At 54.6% G+C, this 18,693-nt stretch carries 16 protein-coding genes; 6 read left to right on the top strand and 10 right to left on the bottom strand.

Annotated features, from left to right (window positions below; all coding sequences use genetic code 11):
- The first annotated feature begins 90 nt into the window (after positions 1–90).
- The gene (locus J2X14_RS15795) at positions 91–828 is read left to right on the top strand and encodes a 1-acylglycerol-3-phosphate O-acyltransferase (RefSeq protein ID WP_352412123.1); all 738 of its coding nucleotides are present in this window, start codon (positions 91–93) and stop codon (positions 826–828) included.
- Between the two features lie 98 nt (positions 829–926).
- Positions 927–2,351, top strand: coding sequence for a cell division protein FtsP (ftsP, locus tag J2X14_RS15790; protein WP_352412122.1), 1,425 nt, complete (start codon positions 927–929; stop codon positions 2,349–2,351).
- Positions 2,352–2,550: 199 nt separating this feature from the next.
- On the opposite strand, the gene J2X14_RS15785 is transcribed toward ftsP, so the two are convergent.
- Positions 2,551–3,249 (bottom strand): ArsR/SmtB family transcription factor, encoded by a 699-nt coding sequence (locus J2X14_RS15785; RefSeq protein WP_352412121.1) that lies wholly within the window; start codon positions 3,247–3,249, stop codon positions 2,551–2,553.
- 474 nt (positions 3,250–3,723) lie between these two features.
- On the opposite strand from J2X14_RS15785, the gene J2X14_RS15780 reads away from it, so the two are divergent.
- Entirely contained in the window at positions 3,724–4,896 is a 1,173-nt protein-coding gene (locus J2X14_RS15780; protein WP_352412120.1) for an MFS transporter, read from the top strand.
- Between the two features lie 611 nt (positions 4,897–5,507).
- Here the strand turns inward: J2X14_RS15780 and dkgA are convergent.
- Positions 5,508–6,332, bottom strand: a complete 825-nt coding sequence (gene dkgA / locus J2X14_RS15775; protein ID WP_352412119.1) for a 2,5-didehydrogluconate reductase DkgA — start codon at positions 6,330–6,332, stop codon at positions 5,508–5,510.
- A 198-nt stretch (positions 6,333–6,530) separates the two neighbouring features.
- Between dkgA and J2X14_RS15770 the strand changes: the two genes are divergently transcribed.
- The gene (locus tag J2X14_RS15770; RefSeq protein ID WP_352412118.1) at positions 6,531–7,424 is read left to right on the top strand and encodes an AraC family transcriptional regulator; all 894 of its coding nucleotides are present in this window, start codon (positions 6,531–6,533) and stop codon (positions 7,422–7,424) included.
- An 18-nt stretch (positions 7,425–7,442) separates the two neighbouring features.
- On the opposite strand, the gene J2X14_RS15765 is transcribed toward J2X14_RS15770, so the two are convergent.
- From J2X14_RS15765 to J2X14_RS15745, 5 genes are all read right to left on the bottom strand, one after another.
- Positions 7,443–8,102, bottom strand: a complete 660-nt coding sequence (locus J2X14_RS15765) for a DedA family protein (RefSeq protein WP_352412117.1) — start codon at positions 8,100–8,102, stop codon at positions 7,443–7,445.
- Between the two features lie 124 nt (positions 8,103–8,226).
- The gene (metC, locus tag J2X14_RS15760; RefSeq protein WP_352412116.1) at positions 8,227–9,420 is read right to left on the bottom strand and encodes a cystathionine beta-lyase; all 1,194 of its coding nucleotides are present in this window, start codon (positions 9,418–9,420) and stop codon (positions 8,227–8,229) included.
- Positions 9,421–9,628: 208 nt separating this feature from the next.
- On the bottom strand, positions 9,629–10,915 hold the full coding sequence (locus tag J2X14_RS15755; RefSeq protein WP_352412115.1) for a TRAP transporter large permease: 1,287 nt from the start codon (positions 10,913–10,915) through the stop codon (positions 9,629–9,631).
- 13 nt (positions 10,916–10,928) lie between these two features.
- Positions 10,929–11,435 (bottom strand): TRAP transporter small permease, encoded by a 507-nt coding sequence (locus J2X14_RS15750; protein WP_352412114.1) that lies wholly within the window; start codon positions 11,433–11,435, stop codon positions 10,929–10,931.
- 50 nt (positions 11,436–11,485) lie between these two features.
- The gene (locus J2X14_RS15745) at positions 11,486–12,463 is read right to left on the bottom strand and encodes a TRAP transporter substrate-binding protein (RefSeq protein WP_352412113.1); all 978 of its coding nucleotides are present in this window, start codon (positions 12,461–12,463) and stop codon (positions 11,486–11,488) included.
- Between the two features lie 352 nt (positions 12,464–12,815).
- On the opposite strand from J2X14_RS15745, the gene exbB reads away from it, so the two are divergent.
- Both exbB and exbD read left to right on the top strand, forming a co-directional pair.
- The gene (gene exbB, locus J2X14_RS15740) at positions 12,816–13,553 is read left to right on the top strand and encodes a tol-pal system-associated acyl-CoA thioesterase (protein WP_352412189.1); all 738 of its coding nucleotides are present in this window, start codon (positions 12,816–12,818) and stop codon (positions 13,551–13,553) included.
- A gap of 5 nt (positions 13,554–13,558) precedes the next feature.
- Complete coding sequence (gene exbD / locus J2X14_RS15735; RefSeq protein ID WP_352412112.1) at positions 13,559–13,981, top strand: TonB system transport protein ExbD; 423 nt, start codon at positions 13,559–13,561, stop codon at positions 13,979–13,981.
- A gap of 134 nt (positions 13,982–14,115) precedes the next feature.
- On the opposite strand, the gene J2X14_RS15730 is transcribed toward exbD, so the two are convergent.
- The 3 genes from J2X14_RS15730 to J2X14_RS15720 all read right to left on the bottom strand — a co-directional run bounded on the left by J2X14_RS15730 (position 14,116) and on the right by J2X14_RS15720 (position 18,690).
- Complete coding sequence (locus J2X14_RS15730) at positions 14,116–15,009, bottom strand: SDR family oxidoreductase (protein ID WP_352412111.1); 894 nt, start codon at positions 15,007–15,009, stop codon at positions 14,116–14,118.
- 247 nt (positions 15,010–15,256) lie between these two features.
- Positions 15,257–16,243, bottom strand: a complete 987-nt coding sequence (locus J2X14_RS15725) for a Csu type fimbrial protein (protein WP_352412110.1) — start codon at positions 16,241–16,243, stop codon at positions 15,257–15,259.
- The gene (locus tag J2X14_RS15720; protein WP_352412109.1) at positions 16,240–18,690 is read right to left on the bottom strand and encodes a fimbria/pilus outer membrane usher protein; all 2,451 of its coding nucleotides are present in this window, start codon (positions 18,688–18,690) and stop codon (positions 16,240–16,242) included. The genes J2X14_RS15725 and J2X14_RS15720 overlap by 4 nt, the downstream gene beginning before the upstream one ends.
- Between the last annotated feature and the right edge of the window lie 3 nt (positions 18,691–18,693).

Here is an 18,693-nt window from a genome sequence, read left to right as displayed (position 1 = left end):
ACCGGCGCGCGATCGCTGCGCTCCGGTGCAATACCGGTGTGTTTTCATATAAAGCCGGTATACTTAGGCGGACGTTACCATGAGGTCTTTATGCTGCTAATTTTACGTGTCTTTTTGGTTGTAATTTATTCAATTCTGGTTTGTGTATTTGGCTGCATCTGGTGCCTGTTTTCTCCGCGTAATCCGCGCCATGTCGCTACGTTTGGCCACCTGTTTGGCTCGCTGGCGCCGCTGTTTGGCGTGAAGGTTGAGATGCGTAAGCCGGCAGGGGCGGAAAATTATGGCAATGCGATCTACATCGCCAACCATCAAAACAACTACGACATGATTACTGCGGCGAATATCGTGCAGCCGTCAACGGTCACGGTAGGCAAAAAAAGCCTGCTTTGGATCCCTTTTTTCGGCCTGCTCTACTGGCTGACGGGCAATCTGTTAATCGATCGCGATAATCGCGCCAAAGCGCATACCACCATTGGTAAAGTGGTGGATGAGTTCAAAAGAAAGCGCATCTCTTTTTGGATGTTCCCGGAAGGAACCCGCAGCCGGGGTCGTGGGCTGCTGCCGTTTAAAACCGGCGCTTTCCATGCTGCGGTTGCCGCTGGCGTACCGATTATCCCGATTGTGGTCTCAACAACGCACGATAAAATTAAGCTGAATCGCTGGAAAAACGGCCTGGTGATTATCGAAATGCTGCCGCCGGTTGACGTGGCCGAGTTTGAAAATACATCGGTACGTAAGCTGGCAACGCACTGCCGTGAACTGATGCAGGCCAAACTGAATGAACTGGATGCGGAAGTCGCCGAGCGGGAAGCCAACGGCAAGGTATAATTCATATGGGCCACAGCCGTGGCCCCACAGCAATCCCTGAACAACAATAAAAACGGACTGCGTCAGCCAGACGCCGCGCGCACCGCTATGGAGTCGTTATGTCTTTCAGTCGACGTCAATTTATACAGGCTTCGGGCATAGCCCTGGGCGCCAGCGCGCTGCCGTTTAGCGCCCGCGCCGCAGGCAATGAAACGCCATTACCGATTCCGCCGCTGCTGGAGTCGCGCCGTGGACAGCCGCTGTTCCTTACCGCACAGCGCAGCCACTGGTCTTTTTCCGGCGACAATAACAAGGTGCCGGTCTGGGGGATTAACGGTCTCTATCTGGGGCCGACGGTGCGCGTCTGGAGCGGTGATGACGTTAAGCTGATTTACAATAACCGGCTGAATGAGCCGGTGGCGATGAGCGTCGGCGGCTTGCAGGTGCCGGGCGCACTGTGCGGCGGTGCGCCACGCATGATGTCGCCGGGCGTGGACTGGGCGCCGGTGCTGCCGGTGCGCCAGCGCGCCGCAACCTGCTGGTATCACGCCAGCACGCCGAACCGTATGGCGCAGCATATCTATAACGGACTGGCGGGCATGTGGCTGATTGAGGATGAGGTAAGTAAATCGCTGCCTATTCCCAGGCACTATGGCGTTGATGACTTCCCGTTGATTATTCAGGATAAACGCCTCGATAACTTTGGCGTGCCGGTCTACAACCCGCCGGAAAACGGCGGCCTGGTAGGCGATACGTTGTTGGTGAACGGCGTGCAAAGCCCATTCGTTGAGGTCTCACGCGGCTGGGTGCGTCTGCGATTACTGAACGCCTCCAACGCCCGACGTTATGAAATGATCCTCAGCGACAATCGCCCGTTTCATGTTATCGCCAGCGATCAGGGCTTTTTACCTGCGCCGGTGGCGGTACAACAGCTTTCCCTCGCGCCCGGCGAGCGGCGCGAAGTGCTGCTGGATATGTCGCAGGGCGAAGAAGTCTCAATTAGCGCAGGCGTGGCGGCGGGCGTGATGGATCGCCTGCGCGGCCTGTTTGAACCTTCCAGTATTTTAACCTCCACGCAGATTCTGACCTTGCGGCCTACCGGCCTGCTGCCGTTAGTCACCGATAATCTGCCGATGCGTCTGCTGGCCGATCAGCTTCTCGACGGTACGCCGATCCGCACGCGTGAGCTGCGTCTGGGTGACGCGCAACCGGGGATTAACGGCGCGCTGTGGGATACCTCGCGTATTGATATTCAGGCGCAACAGGGCAGCTACGAGCGTTGGATCATTCATGCCGATACGCCGCAGGCCTTCCATATTCAGGGCGTCACCTTTTTAATAAAAAGCGTGAACGGCGCACAGCCGTTTGGCGAAGATCGTGGCTGGAAAGATACCGTTTGGGTTGATGGCGACGTGGAGCTGCTGGTGGCCTTTAATCAGCCCTCCTCAGAACATTTTCCGTTTGTTTATTACAGCCAAACGCTGGAGATGGCGGATCGCGGCACAGCGGGGCAGCTGCTGGTGCAACCAACCCAGGCAGGTTGAAAGGAATACAACCTGAGCGCAGGGATGCGCAACCTGGCCCGACATTAAACCATCATTTTATAAAGGCTCTTTCCTTAAAGCAGAATATTATTCTCCTCTGGCATGCCCTGCTGATGATGCATTTCACACTGATGGACAATATGCGCTACGCTAATCCTGTCGTTGGCAACATTATTTCAAAGAGGACAACATACATTTCTTACTCCTGGTTATTTTTCATATGGATATTAAATAGCCTGCTGATATTTTCATAACCTTCCTCGGTGATGATTACCGCCCGGCTGTTTTTTTTTCGTCTAATCCATCCTGAATTCATAAAATTAACGGCAATGATGCTGCCAAGTTTGCCACCGAGATGAGGGATGCGCTCGCTCCAGTCCATACACTGAATCGCCTGTTTAGTTTCTGATTGAAAAAGTGCACTACAATTGAAATGATTACGGCGCAACCAATTTTTACCTTCTCCTGTTACGCGCAATATTTTTGAATCATTATCCGAAGTAATAAATTTCATCTCATCCATGAATCGGTAAATGTTAATACCTAGTCTTCCAGCAAGGTGATTGAAACATAACCTGGCGTGGCACATCGCGGCATCGGGTTTACTACGTCGAATCTCTTTGGTGGCGGCAAGACAGATCACGGATTCAATAACGGAGGCGACATCGGCAGAATAAAGCGTGAAATATTTAAATTTGCCCTGGCTGAAGCTTTTAACCATTTTGCTTGCCACCAGGGTTTTCAAATGCCCTGTCGCTGCGGATGGCTGTATTCCAGCACCATAAGCCAGTTCTTTAGCCGTAAAATAACGTCCCTCCATCATCAGCACCAGCATAGCCAGCCTGTGTTGATTTCCCATGGCGATAGCAATTTGATTTAATTGAGTAATTTCACACATTGTTCATTCATCCCTGAACTGTAAAGCATTGCAAAACAAATATCACAGTTTTAGTGTGGTTTCCACATCAATGTTAATGAGGTTTTATATTAACGTTAGGTGTAGACGACTGTTTTTTTTTAACGAAAAGGATGGCTAAATATGAAATTCACTAAATTTGCTGCCTCAAATGCAACGCTGGCCGCTGTAGGTTAATCCAGTCCGTAATAAAAAGGGCCTACATGGTTGTTTATTAATGCAGATGATGAAAGCGGTCATGATTATTCCGTTGCGGCCCCGGCGCTTTCAGCTTTGGTCTCCGTTGCCGCAGGGGTAATGGTTTGCGAAGCGATAAAGATTTTAACCGACATCCAGCCTCCTGTGCTGATAAATAACCTTAAATGTTTTTCCTTTGATGATTTAATGATAACCAAAAATGAAACTTGGGAACGTTCGTTAACCTGCGACTGTTGCGGCAATAAGTAATAGAGAATTATGAACAAACTAATTATTTCATATATTAATACATCCGTTGGATTCTGGCTGGTTTCTTTTCTTGTTCCGCTTATTATTCTTGATATGAGTAATTCTGCCTTCATGGTGACTTTATCCTATGCAATGAATATTATACCTTATATATTAATTACACCTTTTGCCGGAGTATTATGTGACATCTATAACCGTAAGCATATGATTATGGCAGGGGAATTATTGTGTAGCGCAACCAGTTTCTTGCTTTATATAATGCTTTTTTATTCGCCTTCTGTACATGTGGTGCTTTTGTTAGGTGTAGTGATTTCTTCTTTATCTGCTATTCACCATCCGGTTTTTCAATCTATCATTCCTGATGTTACGGAAAAAGATAAAATAAAATATTTGAATGCGCAAGTTGGTATGGTTGATAGCCTCGTCAGCATTATCGCGCCTGCGATATTAGGCGTTTTTCTGCTTGGTTTATCAAGACAAAACATTTTACTGGTTGTGGTGTTCTGTTATTTTTTCTCGTTTATAACCATGTTAACCGTTGAGTATGTAAAAACCACGCAGACGATAGCGCTAAGCGTTAAAAACATAATGCGTTCTTTGTGGGAAGGTTTCGTTTACGTTTATAATAAAAAGCAACTTCTTAGCATTGCCTGCCTTTTCTTTTTTATTAATATCGGCATTAGAGTTATTTTCCCCAATCTGCTGTGGATTTATAGCAAAGTGTTTTACCTGACTGCCGATGAGATTGCGTTGCTTTTTGTTGTCATTGGTACTGGCTCGATAATCGGTGCCAGGATAGGTGCCAGGGTGATTGGACGGTATTCCGATCTAAAAATAATAATGGTTTCGTCTTTTATTATCGGCCTGTGCAGCCTGATGCTTATCTTTGCCACGAATGCCTTAATACACGCCAGCTTTTGGGCGATCTCATCGCTGGTACAGTCGGTTATTATCGTTACGTTTTTCACCTACCGGCAAAAGGTGACAGAATCTTTTATCATTGGACGGGTCGTTTCGGTCACACGGCTTATCGCTTATATGGCCATACCCCTTGCTTCGGTTACAAGTGGATGGATACTAAATCATTATGCCTCTGTTAATTACATTTATATTATCAGCGGTGTGTGCATTTTTATTGCGCTGACATTTTTTGCCATTGTGTCACGTCCATACAGTAAATAGGTCACGATATTGTACTGGCTCAGGCATAAAAATGGGCAACAAACGCCTCTGAAAGCAATACCAGAAGCGTAAAGCACAGGGAGAGCGGGCAGCAAACCCATCTAAAAGCAACACCAGAGGCTGAAAGCGCAGGGAGAGCATGCAGACAACGCCTCCAAAAGCGCCACCAGAGGCTGAAAGCGCAGGGAGAGCGGGCAGCAAACACGTCTGAAGCAACATCAAAAGCATAAAGCGCAGGGAGAGCGGGCAGCAAACACGTCTGAAGCAACATCAAAAGCATAAAGCGCAGGGAGAGCGAGCAGGCAACGCCTCCAAAAGCGCCACCAGAGGCTGAAAGCGCGGGGAGAGCGGGCAGAAGAGTAAAGCGTCCCGCGCCAGGGATGGCGCGGGTCGAGCTGTCAGGGATGATGCTGTTTGCGTCTTTACGATCGGCCCGCTCTCCCTGCGGAGACACCAGACCCCGCCGCGACTTGCCAGTACACCCCGCCGCGACTTGCCAGCAGATCCCGCTGCGACTTCCCTCCAGGCCCCGCCGCGGCTTACTACCGAGGTCACCGCGACTGAGGCCCGATCCCGCAGCGACTTAAGCTCTGCCGCGAAATTATCAATCTTTAATTCAGCTCATCCGGGTGCGGCCCCAAACGCGTACCGCTATCCATCTTCGCGATCTCGCTGATCTCCGTCTTCTCCAGACGAAAATCAAACACGTGGAAATTCTCCTCAATACGCGATGGCGTCACCGATTTAGGAATCACCACCAAACCGCAATCCAGATGCCAGCGAATCACCACCTGCGCAGGCGTCTTACCATACTTCTTCGCCAGCTTCTTAATGACTTCCTGATCGAAAACGCCCTTGCCGCCCTGCGCCAGCGGGCTCCAGGACTCCGTCTGGATCTGATGCATCGCATTCCAGGCATGCAGCTCGCGCTGTTGCAACATCGGATGCAGCTCAACCTGATTAACCACCGGCGTCACGCCCGTCTCATCAATCAGCCGCTTCAAATGCTTCTCCTGAAAATTACAGACGCCGATACTTTTCGTCAGCCCCTGCTGCTGTAACGCAATCATCCCTTTCCAGGCCTCAACATAATTGTCCTTTTCTGGACAAGGCCAGTGCATCAGATAAAGATCCACCGATTCCAGCTGCAATTTCTGCAGGCTACTCTCCATTGCCTGTTGCGCGTTCAGCTGATCTTCATTCCACAGCTTGGTGGTGACAAAAATGTCCTCACGCGCCACGTCCGTTTGCTGCAGCGCCTGACCGATACCTTCCTCATTTTTATAAATAGCGGCGGTATCGATAGAGCGATAACCCACTTCCAGCGCCTTCAGCGCCGCGTCGCGTGCTTCCTCAATAGTGGCCTGCCACACACCCAGCCCCAGCTGTGGCATCATATTGCCGTCACGCAGCTTAATAATCGGTTGGTCTGTCATAACTTCTCCTTACTGGTTAGTTGGACCCGATAACCCTTAAGTCTAGTCGAGATATGCAGCGGTGGCTGAAGCGTCTGCCATCAGGGAAAAAAGACCAATGCTTATTTCTGCCGATAACTTGCCTGTTTCTCCAGGCCGCTGGAGAATTTCGTCTGCTACAGGCAAACTGCCGGTGGGTTAATCAACGCGAGCAGAGAAATGGATCGTGAAGCGATCTGCGCCACGCTGGCGCAAAAAGTGATTCAGCTACGTATAGCCGGACGCGCCGCCTTGCCTGAACTGCCGGAAGTGCAGCTACTGTATGCGGATAAAACCTGGGCGCGCACGCCGGTGATGTACCGGCCCGGCATCGTTATCCTGTTTCAGGGGAAAAAAGTGGGCTATATCGGCACCACCACTTTTAACTACGATGCCAGCAAATACCTGATGCTAACCGTGCCGCTGCCGTTTGAATGCGAAACCTTCGCCACGCAGGAAAACCCGCTGGCGGGCATGATGCTGCATGTCGATATGCCCAAACTGCAGGATTTGCTGATCGAACTGAACAACGACGAAAGCTTCCAGCCGAGGCCGTTAAACCAGGGCATTCACTCCGCTTTCCTTTCTGAAGAGCTGCTCTGCGCCACCGAGCGCCTGCTGGACGTGATGCACAAAAATCGCGATGCGCGCGTGCTGGGGCCGCAAATCGTGCGGGAAATTCTCTACTATGTCCTGACCGGCCCCTGCGGCGGCGCGCTGTTATCGCTGGTCAGCCGACATACCCAGTTCAGCCAAATCGCGCGGGCGCTGCGGCGCATCGAAAGCTGCTACACCGATAGCCTGAGCGTAGAATTGCTGGCGGCAGAAGTGAACATGAGCGTCTCGGCGTTTCATCATAATTTCAAGGCGGTAACCAGCACCTCACCGCTGCAATACCTGAAAACCTACCGGCTGCATCAGGCGCGCAATATGATGTTGCAGGAAGGGTTAAAAGCCAGCACGGCGGCGATGAAAGTGGGTTATGAAAGCGCCTCGCAGTTTTCGCGCGAGTTTAAGCGTTACTTTGGCGTGACGCCGGGTGAAGAGATGACCCGAATGCGGCTGGCGGGTTAATCAGCCAGCCGCAACCGGTCAGGCGCGCTGACGGCGCTTTTTCCAGAGCAGCGCAACGCTGCCCGCCAGGCCTAAAAACAGCAGGGCGACCGGCAGAATAATCAAAATCGCCATTACCTGATCTTCGTGGCGCTTGATAAAAGGCACCTGGCTGATGCCGTAGCCAAAGGCGGTGACAATCGTTACCCACAGCAGCCCGCTCAGCCAGTTAAACAGCTGAAAACGTCCGTTTTGCAGGCCGGAAATGCCCGCCATGGTTGGCAGCAGCGTACGCACAAATGCCAGAAAACGGCCTACCAACAGCGCCATCAAACCGTGACGGTTAAACAGATGCCACGCGCGCTGATGGTACTGCGCGGGCAGATGCATCAGCCAGCTTTTCACCAGCCGGGTATTGCCCAGCCAGCGCCCCTGCAAATAGCTCAGCCAACAGCCGAGGCTGGCGGCCGTGGTCAGGATCACCAGCGTTGGGACAAAGTCCATCACCCCTTTGGCAATCATTGCGCCTGCCAGCAGCAACAGGCTATCGCCCGGCAAAAACGAGGCAGGCAGCAGGCCATTCTCCAGAAACAGCGTCAGAAACATGATGCCGTAAACGATCCAAACCACATCTGGATTGGCCAGCGCGGCAAAATCCTGATGCCATAGCGCCTGAACAATCTCATGTATCACACCCATGTGCTTCCTCGTTGACTGTGGTAATCGCTTAAGTGTAACTGCAAAGAGCCGCCCTTATCCTGTCTGAAAATCACAGAGGGCGACCCGTTAAGTGTTTGTTTAAGGTTAGCGTGCTTTTTACCGCTTATGGCTGGGCGATACGCGCAAAACCGGCGGCTAAATCCTCAAGCAGATCGTCAACATGCTCCAGGCCAATATGCAGCCGCACCAGCGTGCCGCTAAAATCCACGCCGTTAGCCGGGCGAATGGCCGCCAGCTCTTCCGGCTGATTCGCCAGAATCAACGATTCAAATCCGCCCCAGGAGTAAGCCATGCTGAAGTGGTGAAAACCATCAAGAAATTGTGCCAGCTTTTCATCGCTCAGTTTTTGCGCCAGCACAAAGGAAAACAGACCGCTGCTGCCGCTGAAATCGCGCTTCCAGGCCTGATGTCCCGGGCACTGCGGCAGCGCCGGATGATTAACGCGTGCCACTTCCGGGCGCGCCGCCAGCCAGTTAGCCACCGCCAGCGCGCTCTCCTCATGCTGACGCAGGCGCACCGCCAGCGTACGCAGGCCGCGGCTAGTGACATAAGCGGTATCCGCATCCACCATCTGTCCCATCAGATAGGAGTTCTCGCGCAGGCGATCCCAGCAGCGCGCATTGCTGACGGCGGTGCCGATCATCGCATCGGAATGGCCCACCAGATATTTGGTGCCCGCCTGAATTGAGATATCCACGCCGTGCTCCAGCGGACGAAACAGCAAACCGGCGGCCCAGGTATTATCCAGCATAATAATTGCGTCGGGCGCTTTACTGCGCACCGCCTGCACGATCGCCGGTACATCCTGCACTTCCATAGTGATCGACGCGGGGGATTCAAGAAAAACCACTTTGGTATTCGGCTGCACCAGCTCGGCGATCGCCGGGCCGATAAGGTGATCGAAATAGCGCGTGGTCACGCCGAGTTTAGCGAGGATCTTATTGCAGAAATCCTGCGTGGGTTCATAGACCGAACCGGCCATCAGCACCTCGTCGCCCGCCTCAACAAACGCCAGAATCGCATTTGAGACCGCCGCCGCGCCGCAAGGGTAGAGCGCGCAGCCCGCGCCGCCTTCCAGCTCGCACATCGCCTCCTGCAACGAAAAATGGGTCAGCGTGCCACGGCGACCATAAAACAGTTCGCCCTGCGCCCGTCCGGCGGTAGCGCGTTTTTTATCGGCCACGGTAGCGAATACCAGTGAAGAGGCGCGCTGAATAACGCTGTTAACGGCGCCCTGTGTGTAACGGGGTTGTCTGCCAGCGCTAATCAGAGTGGTTTCAATCTTTTTTTTCGACATGCTGCAAGCGGTCCTGCCTAACCTGTAGTGAAGCGTTAACTTATCACGTTTAGCGGGCTGGGGTTGAGCGTGATTTGCCACTATCAGACAGTGGCCGTTAAGGGAGAAAAAAGCGGGCGGCAGCGGAAAATGGCTCCGTTGACGCCCGCTTTGCCATGTTAGCTGTTATCACCGCAGCAGAAGGGGCGCTGCGGCAAAACATACAGGGTTACATCACGCCCATCACGTGCGGCAGCCACAGCGAAATTGCCGGGACATAGGTAATCAGCATCAGCACCACAAACAGCGCGCAGTAAAACGGCAGCATTGCCCTTACCACCTGCTCGATCTTCTGCTTACCCACCGCGCTGGCGACAAACAGCACCGTGCCGACCGGCGGGGTGATCAGGCCGATGCCGAGGTTAGTCATCATGATCATGCCGAAATGCACCGGATCGATACCCAGCGCGGTGGCCACCGGCAGCAGCACCGGCGTCAGGATCAGAATAAGCGGCGCCATATCCATCAGCGTGCCGAGTACCAGCAGCAGTAGATTAATGCACATCAGAATCACATATTTATTGTCCGACAGAGCGGTAAAAGCGTCAGTGATAAGGGTCGGCAACTGCATAAAGGTCATCACCGCGCCAAAGCCGGAGGCGAAGGCGATTAACACCATCACGATGGTGACGGTTTTAATGGTGCGAAACAGCAGGATATGCAGCTGGCTCCACTTAAAGTCGCGGTAGATAAACATGGTGACAAAAAAGGCCCACAAACAGGCGATCGCCGCCGACTCCGAGGCGGTGAAGATGCCGGAGAGAATGCCGCCGAGAATGATCACAATAGTAAACAGACCCCAGAAGGCATCCAGAAAGATTTTTAGCGCCTGGCGAAAAGGGATGCGTTCGCCTTTTGGGTAACCGCGCTTGCGCGCGAAGCCGAGGCACATCACCATCAGACACAGCCCCAGCAGCAGGCCGGGAAAGATACCGGCGACAAACAGCGAGGAGATGGTCACCACGCCGCCGGTGGCCAGCGAATAGATCACTGAGTTATGGCTGGGCGGCGTCAGCACCGCCTGCACCGATCCGCTGGCGGTCACTGCTGCGGCAAAATCGCGCGGATAGCCTTTCTCTTCCATTTGCGGAATCATCACCGAGCCGATCGACGCGGTATCCGCCACCGACGAGCCGGAAATCGCGCCAAAGAAGGTCGAGGCGACAATATTCACCAGCGACAGCCCGCCGCGGATAAAGCCGACAAAAATATAGGCGAAGTTAACCAGCCGTCGGGCGATGCCGCCTTCAGCCATAATTGCGCCCGCCAGAATAAAGAACGGAATGGTTAATAATGAGAACTTATTTACGCCATTGGTAATCTGGATAACCACCGCCTCCAGCGGCAGGTCGATCCACCAGGCGCCGATAAAAGCGCTGAGGCCGACGGCAAAAGCGACCGGAAAGCCTATCAGCAACAGGATTACCATACTGCCAATCAAGATCAGTGCGTCCATCTTAAGCTCCGAATCAGTGGGTGCCGCCAAGGCTGACCAGCGGGCGTTCGGACTGCTCGCCGCACAGCAGGCGTTCAATCACAAACAGAATGGTCAGCAGCGCGCCAACCGGAATAGGCAGATACATCACCCCAAAGGTGACGGAGGGCAACGAGGCTTGCGGCTGATACCACATCGCTTCACACAGCGCGTAGCTCGCCTGAAAAATAACCAGACAGGCAGCCAGCATCAGCAAATTGCTTAACAGCGCCGCAATTTTTTGCCCGCGCGGCGAGAGGCGATCGGTCACCATCGATACAGAGATATGGGTCCCCGCGCGGAAGCCCACCGGCGCGCCGATAAAGGTAAAAATAATCATGCAGACAATCGCGACCGGCTCCGGCCAGGAGAGCGCATCATTCATGACATAGCGGGCGAAGATGCCAACGGGGATCACCGTCACCATTAACAGCAACGCAACCGCAGCGATGAGCATGCACAGCAGATAGACCGCATCCATTAAACGTGAATAGGCAGACATAGTGTGTTACCTGATTAGCGGCGCCACGAGGCATCGTGGCGCAGGGAGGGTTATTTCACCGCAGCGATTTGCTGCATCATATCCTGATACGCTTTACCGTACTGGTCACGTACCGGCTGTGTGGCTTTCACGAAGATCTCGCGATCGATCTGTTGGAACGTCACGCCGCCTGCTTTCATCTTATCCAGCGACTGCTGGTTATATTCCGCCCACAGCTTGCGTTCATCTTCCTGCGCTTCTTTGCCCAGCTTACGCAGCAGCGCCTGATCTTCGGCTGAAAGTTTGTCCCAGGTGCGTTTAGAGAACAGGATCATTTCCGGCTGGATAAAGTGCCCGGTCAGCGTGTAATACTTCGCTACCGGCAGATAGTTGTGGGCAACAAAGGTGGGCGGATTGTTTTCCGTGCCATCTACCACGCCGGTCTGCATCGCACTGAACACTTCACTCACGCCCATCGCCACCGGATTGGCGCCCATCGCCTTTAACGTCGCCAGCGAAATGGCGCTGTTCTGGACGCGAATTTTCATTCCTTTCAGATCTTCTGGTTTGGTGACCGGATCTTTGGTGATCATGTTACGCACACCGGCGTCACTCCAGCCGAGAAACACCATGCGCGCCCTGGGATCCTGATCAAACTTGTCGGTAATCGCTTTCCCTATCTCGCCGTCCAGGACGCGATGCATATGCGCTTCATCACGAAACACATAGGGTAGCGTCAGCACGCCGGTTTCCGGTGCGATAGTGGAAACCGGTGCCAGCGAAACGCGAATCATATCCACGGCGCCAATCTGTACCTGTTGTAGCGTTTGCTCTTCATCACCGAGCGTGCCGCCTGCATAAACCCGCATTTCCAGCCGACCATCGGTCGCCTGCTTCAGCTTTTCGCCCATATGTTCAAGTGCAACGACGGTGGGATAACCGGCAGGCTGAACTTCTGCCACCTTCAGCACTTTTGCCGAAGCGGCTGAAGAGGCAAACAGCGCGGTGGATGCCAGCGATAATGCCAGCAACAGTTTTTTCATTTTCATATGATGATCTCCTGCGCTTAAAGGGAGCCCGATTTCTGGTCTGAAAGAGGGGAGGGCAAGGGTCAGATGCCAGCAGGGCTGATTCACTATAGATAAATTGCGCAGGCGGAAAATTGGCGCTGCTGAATTGAATGAATCGCATCACACAATTAAAACGATGTTTTAATAAATTTATACGCAGCGTCACAGTTTAAAAACTAACCGGTTACATTAGCGCGCACTTCCGCCCGGCAGAAGGGAAAGCAGGAGAAATCTTTGTAAATACTAATGAGAACTAGTATCAATTCGCTCTTGTTTTGGTATGATCCGGAACTGTTTGAATGACTCTTCTTAAGGTTGGAGAAAAAGCGTGGTGACCAATGAACTGATGCAGGCGGATCTCTCCGTCTGGGGCATGTATGAACATGCGGACATCGTAGTAAAAACGGTAATGATCGGGCTGCTGCTGGCGTCCGTAGTCACCTGGACCATCTTCTTCGGCAAGTTTACTGAACTGACCTCGGCGCGGCGGCGCCTGAAACAAGAGCAGCAAACCCTGACGGAAGCGCGTTCGCTGCGTCAGGCCGCCGAACTCAGCGACGCATTTCATGCGCGCAGCCAGAGCGCAGTACTGCTGCAAGAAGCGCAGAACGAACTGGAACTTTCTGCCGGTTCAGACGACAACGAAGGGATTAAAGAGCGTACCGGCTTCCGTCTGGAACGCCGCGTTGCGGCCATCAGCCGCCATGCCGGTCGCGGTAACGGCTTCCTGGCGACCATCGGTTCCGTTGCGCCCTTTATCGGCCTGTTCGGCACCGTGTGGGGCATCATGAACAGCTTCATCGGCATCGCCCAAACCCAAACTACCAACCTCGCAGTGGTTGCGCCGGGGATCGCAGAAGCGCTGCTGGCCACCGCTATCGGCCTGATTGCCGCGATTCCGGCGGTGGTCACCTACAACATTTTCGCCCGTATGATTGCCAGCTATAAAGCGGGCCTGGGCGATGTAGCGGCGCAGGTGTTGCTGCTGCAAAGTCGCGATCTTGATCTGGCGCGCAGTAAAGGCGACGCGCATCCGGTACAGAGCGCGCATAAACTGCGGGTAGGTTAAGCGTTATGGCGATGCGGTTAAATGATGATTTAGACAGTAACGGTGAAATGCATGAGATCAACGTGACGCCGTTTATCGACGTGATGTTGGTGCTGCTGATTATTTTTATGGTCGCCGCGCCGCTGGCCACGGTAGATGTCAGGGTTAACCTGCCTGCCTCAACCAGCGCGCCGCAGCCGCGCCCGGAAAAGCCGGTTTATCTTTCCATTAAAGAAGATAAGCAGATGTATATCGGCAATGAAGCGGTAAGCAAAGAGCAGCTGATCGAGGTGCTGAATGCGCAGACGGAAGGCAATAAAGATACCACTATCTTTTTCCAGGCGGATAAATCAGTAGATTATGAAACGCTGATGAGCGCCATGGATGCCCTGCGCGGTGCAGGCTATCTTAAGATTGGCCTGATGGGCATGGAAACCGTGCAGAAGTAACGGATAACCCGCTATTGAGTCGGCCTGCTTTGGATTGACCAATCTTCCGGCAAAAAAATACCGCAGCGACCGCTGCGGTATTTTTTATTGTCGGCCCGGTGAGCCGAAGCGCACGTATTTTACGCTAACCGCGTTTAGCTGAGATGCTCACCGCCGGTTACGCCATGCACTTCCGCCGTGACGTAGCTTGATTCCTGCGACGCCAGATAAACATAAACGCCTGCCAGTTCCGCTGGCTGACCCGCACGCTTCATCGGCGTTTGCTTACCGAACTCCGGCAGTTTCTCCTGCGGCTGGCCGCCTGCAATCTGCAACGCCGTCCAGATAGGGCCTGGCGCCACGCTGTTTACGCGAATGCCTTTCTCTGCCACCTGTTTTGCCAGCGCACGCGTATAGGCAAGGATTGCCGCCTTGGTAGAGGCATAATCCAGCAGATGCGGGCTGGGCTGATAGGCCTGAATCGACGACGTGGTGATGATCGATGCGCCTTCCGGCAGCAGCGGGATCGCCGCCTGCGTAATCCAGAACAGCGAGAACACGTTGGTCTCATAGGTTTTACGGAACTGCTCGGTTGTCAGCTCAGCGATCTGCTCTACCGCAACCTGCTTACCGGCCACCAGCGCCAGAATATCCAGTCCGCCCAGCTCTTCTTTTGCCTGGGTGACCAGCTGCTTACAAAAAGCTTCTTCACTGATATCGCCGGGAATCAGCACCACTTTGCGGCCCGCCTCGCGGATATAGTTAGCCACTTCTTCCGCATCACGTTGCTCAGCAGGCAGATAGTTAATTGCCACATCAGCGCCTTCACGTGCATAAGCGATAGCGGCCGCGCGGCCAATACCGGAATCAGCGCCGGTTACCAGCGCCTTGCGTCCTTCCAGACGCTGGCTGCCACGGTAGCTTTTTTCGCCGCAATCCGGCACCGGCTGCATATCCTGCTGGATGCCTGGGGCGGGCTGACGCTGTTTCGGGTATTCACCGGTGTAATACTGGGTGAGAGGATTCTGCATTTTGTATTGGTCTGCCATTTTTCCTCCTGATGTATTCAATGAAATTCACTGTTAAGGCTAGGAGAAACGGGCAGGTTGTCGAGTTCTGTAACTGTTCCTACCAGTCAAGTCACTGCTTTTACTGCAAAAAATCGCAGCGCAGAATTGCGAGTAAATATTAATAAATATGAATAACAGACAGTTTGTTTCGCAGAAGCCATCAGGCGGCACGGCATGCGGTTAAACCCGTTGGCTTTAAACGGCAATCGCGATAAGCGCGCCCGAATCAGAACGCCAAATCCACTACCACGTTGTCGGTATAATTACCTGCCGGTGGCGTGCTCTGGGTGGTTAAAACGCGCGCCGTGTACGGAAACGTACGGGTTAACCCATCGCTGCTGACGCTGGTGGCGTTGGCGCTTGACTGGCGCTCAGTACCGGCTGGTCCCCAACGGTTGCTGCCGGTGCCTTTATAGATCTCATAGCTCAGTCGGTTGGTGCCGTTCGCCATATTGCGTACGTTGCCGTTGGCGTAATTGCCATTGCTTAAGCCTACCGTATAGGTGCTGCCCTTGGTACAAATCACGCTGATTGACTGCGAGACGGCGGAAAAGCTACTCACTAACGGCGCGCTGCCAAAGCTGATATTCGGCGCGGTAATGGTGGTGCAATCGTTGGTAATGGTCAGGTTGACCGTAATTGGAATGGTGCCGGAGCCATTTTGATCCTGACCCAGCAGGCAGAGGCCCAGCGCTCCAAGACCGGTACAAATACGGTAGGTGACCGCCACGTTCAGCGTGCCGCTGTAGGTGCCAGCGGCAACCACCTGCCCAGGCACCGTGCGCAAATAGAGCGGAACCGCGAAGTTTAGTCCGCCAAGCGGGCCGACCAGACCGGCCAGCTGCGTTTCGTTATAGGTGACCGCCGCGCCGCCGATGGTCAATTCTGTGGCGCAGGTTGAGGCGGTACAGAGCTGTACCGGAATACTGTCACTGCTGGAGCCCGCAGGCCGCAGGCTGCCGCGCGTGCCGCTGGGGCCTGAGGCGCTGGCGAGGCGCAGCGTAATATTATTGCCCGACAGCAACGATAACGTGCTGCCAGCGCCGCAGTTAATGTTGGCCGAGGTGGTAACGGTGCTGGCGCTGCTGTTAGCGGCAAAAGAGGTGACGGAGCCGAAACTGGCGGTAGAGGCAGGCAGGGTACAGGCGGCGTGCAGCGTTCCGCTAAAGCCGCCCAGCAGCAGGGCTAAAAACAACGCTGACCGTATCGTCATGGCAGAATTCCTGCGGTTGAGTTAGTAGATACGCTGTCCGGCGCGCCGCGCGGCCGTTCCGGCAGCGGACAAATCACCGGGCCGTAAACTTTCAGCGCCTGCGGGCGTCCCTGCGCCAGCGAAAGATGAGTAACGCAGCGGCGTCCGTCGGGCGTTACCACCGCCATCGCGTTTTCGGCCTGCAAATTATCCAGCCAGGCCAGTCCGTCCCAGCCGACATATTCCGTAGGCTCACCGTCACGCATGACCTGGCTAGAGACCGGCAGCGGATCGCCATGCTGATCGTGCAGGATCACGCTGGCGGCACGCAGCGCCTCAACGGGGAAGCGCAGCAGGAATCCGCTCTGACGTTTTACCGCAAAGCGCTGCTCGACGCGCGGCACCGTCATATCCGGCGGTAAATCGAGCGCGTCAATATCATACTTGGCCGGGTAGTAAGAGCTGATACGCGGCACCAGCAGATAGCCGTCGCGATCGGTACGGCCCATCGCCTGATTCTCATAGCGCACCGTGACATCCGGATAACCGGTTTTTACCAGCACAAACGCATCATTGACTTCGTTAGCGGCAAACAGGCGGCTGTCCATCAGCACCAGCGAACCGGTAACATCCGCCCATTCCGTGCTGTTGTCGCTGTCGCCATAAAACCCGGCGGACGTATCGATTTTCTGGTTACGCCAGCGCAGGCTGCCCTGGCGATAATCGCCGCCGCTGTTCTGATTGGCCCAGGAGGCGTCCCAGGCGAAGCCGCCGTCGCTGGGCATCGCCCGCGACAGATAAACGCGCTGCGCATTTCCGCCCTGCTGATCGCGTTCAAAACTGAGGCTGGCGTTGCTGTGCTCGCCGAAGGGGATAATCAACGAAACCGCGCCGCTCCATGCGTCGCTGCCGACATCGCGCGTGGCGGCAACGTACAGGCTGCTGTTGCCCCACAGGTTTTTGCTCCAGGAGAGGTTCCACAGGCGCGTGCGATCGCCGCTGCCGCTGGTGATATCAATAAAGGCTGCGCCGAGGCTGCCGAAGCGGTTTAGCGACACGCTGGCGTTATACTGCGCGCTACGGCGACTCAGTGTCCAGACGATGTCGTTGGTATTGCTGCTGCGGGTGCTGTAGAGCGCTAAATCGGCAAAATCCGCGCTGCGAATAGTATGCTGGGTGCCCAGGCTGAACCAACGGTTATTATATTGATAGCCCCAGCTGTACTGGGTTCCGCTGGCGGCGTCCATACGGCTTTGCGCCAGCGCGCCGTTTACCACGCCGAAAGCGCCCAGCCTGAGCTGAGCGCCGCCGCCGCCCAGCGCCAGGCTGTCGGCACCTTCCGCATGGGTTTCCAGCGTCAGCCAGTCGGTCAGGCCGTAGCGATAAGAGCCGCTGGCCGCCGCGGTACCGTAATCAAAATTTTTGATGCCGTAATTATTGCGCAGCGCCCCGGCGGAAAAAGAGAAGTCGGAAAGGCCGGATTTGAGCAGATCGCTGGAGACATAAAAGGGCAGCGAAGTGCTGACCTGACGTCCTACCGCGTCAGTGGTCACCACTACCGCATCACCGGCGCCGTTAACGAACGGCATATTGTTCATGGTCCACGGGCCGGGCTGAACCTGATTACTGCTGGTGCGATAGCCATTGACGAACAGGTCAACGGTGGAAGGCACCGCCGCCTGTCCGGCAAAGCTTGGCAGCGGCCAGGTCACCATATCGGGGCGTACGCTGAAATCGCGCGCCAGCTGGATCCCGCCCAGCCTTACGCTGCTGCTCCAGCCTAATGCATCGGTGATCAGATCGCCGACGCGCCAGCTCAGCACACGGTTTTCATCTTCATAGCTCCACCAGGTGTCATAACGCAGGTAGCCATCGTTAAGATTGCCGTTGCCGCTAAGCTGCTCTTGCCAGACGCCGTTTGACGTAAACTGACCGGCAGCGCCGAACAGGCGAAACTCATTCCATGCCGATACCCGGCTGCCCGCCTGGCTGTTATGGCTGGTATAAAAATCGTAATTAAGCAGTGCGCCGGTGCTGCTCTGCGCAGGGTAACGTGGGGCGTTGTCGCGTCCGTTAAACGTCTGCTCAGGCAGCCAGTCGGTGGGAACGGTCAGCAACAGGCGTTGCCGCTGGCTGTCATACTCCACCTGCACTTCCGGCATGGCGGAAACATCCACCTCTGCGCCGTTGAGCTTTCCCGCAGGCAATCCGGCCCGCTGTAAATCCCCGGCGCGCAGCCAATAGTGACCGTCGCGGAAGATCACCGGCACGATCTGTTCGCTCTCCTGCTGGTTAACCACCAGCCCCAGCATATATTGCGGGCTGGCATCCTGCGCCGCGGTTGCCGCTGGCGGCGGCGGCAGAGAAGAATAGGTTTCCGCGCTGCTGCTCAAAGGCGAAAGGCAGCCGTACAGGCCAGCGATAGCCAGCGAACCGCAGCGTAGCGCAGGCCAGCGAAGAGCGTTCATAAA

This window comes from Mixta sp. BE291 (genome assembly GCF_031457955.1).
GTDB lineage: Bacteria > Pseudomonadota > Gammaproteobacteria > Enterobacterales > Enterobacteriaceae > Mixta.
The sequence above is the reverse complement of the archived record's forward strand: the minus strand, read 5'-3'. Positions and strand labels throughout refer to the sequence as shown.

Bases quoted from the DNA above. Each gene is read 5' to 3' on its own strand.
- J2X14_RS15750 (WP_352412114.1), bottom strand. From the start codon at position 11,435: ATGTCTGCCTATTCACGTTTAATGGATGCGGTCTATCTGCTGTGCATG.
- metC (WP_352412116.1), bottom strand. From the start codon at position 9,420: ATGTCGAAAAAAAAGATTGAAACCACTCTGATTAGCGCTGGCAGACAA.
- exbD (WP_352412112.1), top strand. From the start codon at position 13,559: ATGGCGATGCGGTTAAATGATGATTTAGACAGTAACGGTGAAATGCAT.
- J2X14_RS15780 (WP_352412120.1), top strand. From the start codon at position 3,724: ATGAACAAACTAATTATTTCATATATTAATACATCCGTTGGATTCTGG.
- ftsP (WP_352412122.1), top strand. From the start codon at position 927: ATGTCTTTCAGTCGACGTCAATTTATACAGGCTTCGGGCATAGCCCTG.
- J2X14_RS15795 (WP_352412123.1), top strand. From the start codon at position 91: ATGCTGCTAATTTTACGTGTCTTTTTGGTTGTAATTTATTCAATTCTG.
- J2X14_RS15730 (WP_352412111.1), bottom strand. From the start codon at position 15,009: ATGGCAGACCAATACAAAATGCAGAATCCTCTCACCCAGTATTACACC.
- J2X14_RS15745 (WP_352412113.1), bottom strand. From the start codon at position 12,463: ATGAAAATGAAAAAACTGTTGCTGGCATTATCGCTGGCATCCACCGCG.
- J2X14_RS15720 (WP_352412109.1), bottom strand. From the start codon at position 18,690: ATGAACGCTCTTCGCTGGCCTGCGCTACGCTGCGGTTCGCTGGCTATC.
- J2X14_RS15755 (WP_352412115.1), bottom strand. From the start codon at position 10,915: ATGGACGCACTGATCTTGATTGGCAGTATGGTAATCCTGTTGCTGATA.
- J2X14_RS15770 (WP_352412118.1), top strand. From the start codon at position 6,531: ATGGATCGTGAAGCGATCTGCGCCACGCTGGCGCAAAAAGTGATTCAG.
- J2X14_RS15725 (WP_352412110.1), bottom strand. From the start codon at position 16,243: ATGACGATACGGTCAGCGTTGTTTTTAGCCCTGCTGCTGGGCGGCTTT.
- dkgA (WP_352412119.1), bottom strand. From the start codon at position 6,332: ATGACAGACCAACCGATTATTAAGCTGCGTGACGGCAATATGATGCCA.
- J2X14_RS15765 (WP_352412117.1), bottom strand. From the start codon at position 8,102: ATGGGTGTGATACATGAGATTGTTCAGGCGCTATGGCATCAGGATTTT.
- J2X14_RS15785 (WP_352412121.1), bottom strand. From the start codon at position 3,249: ATGTGTGAAATTACTCAATTAAATCAAATTGCTATCGCCATGGGAAAT.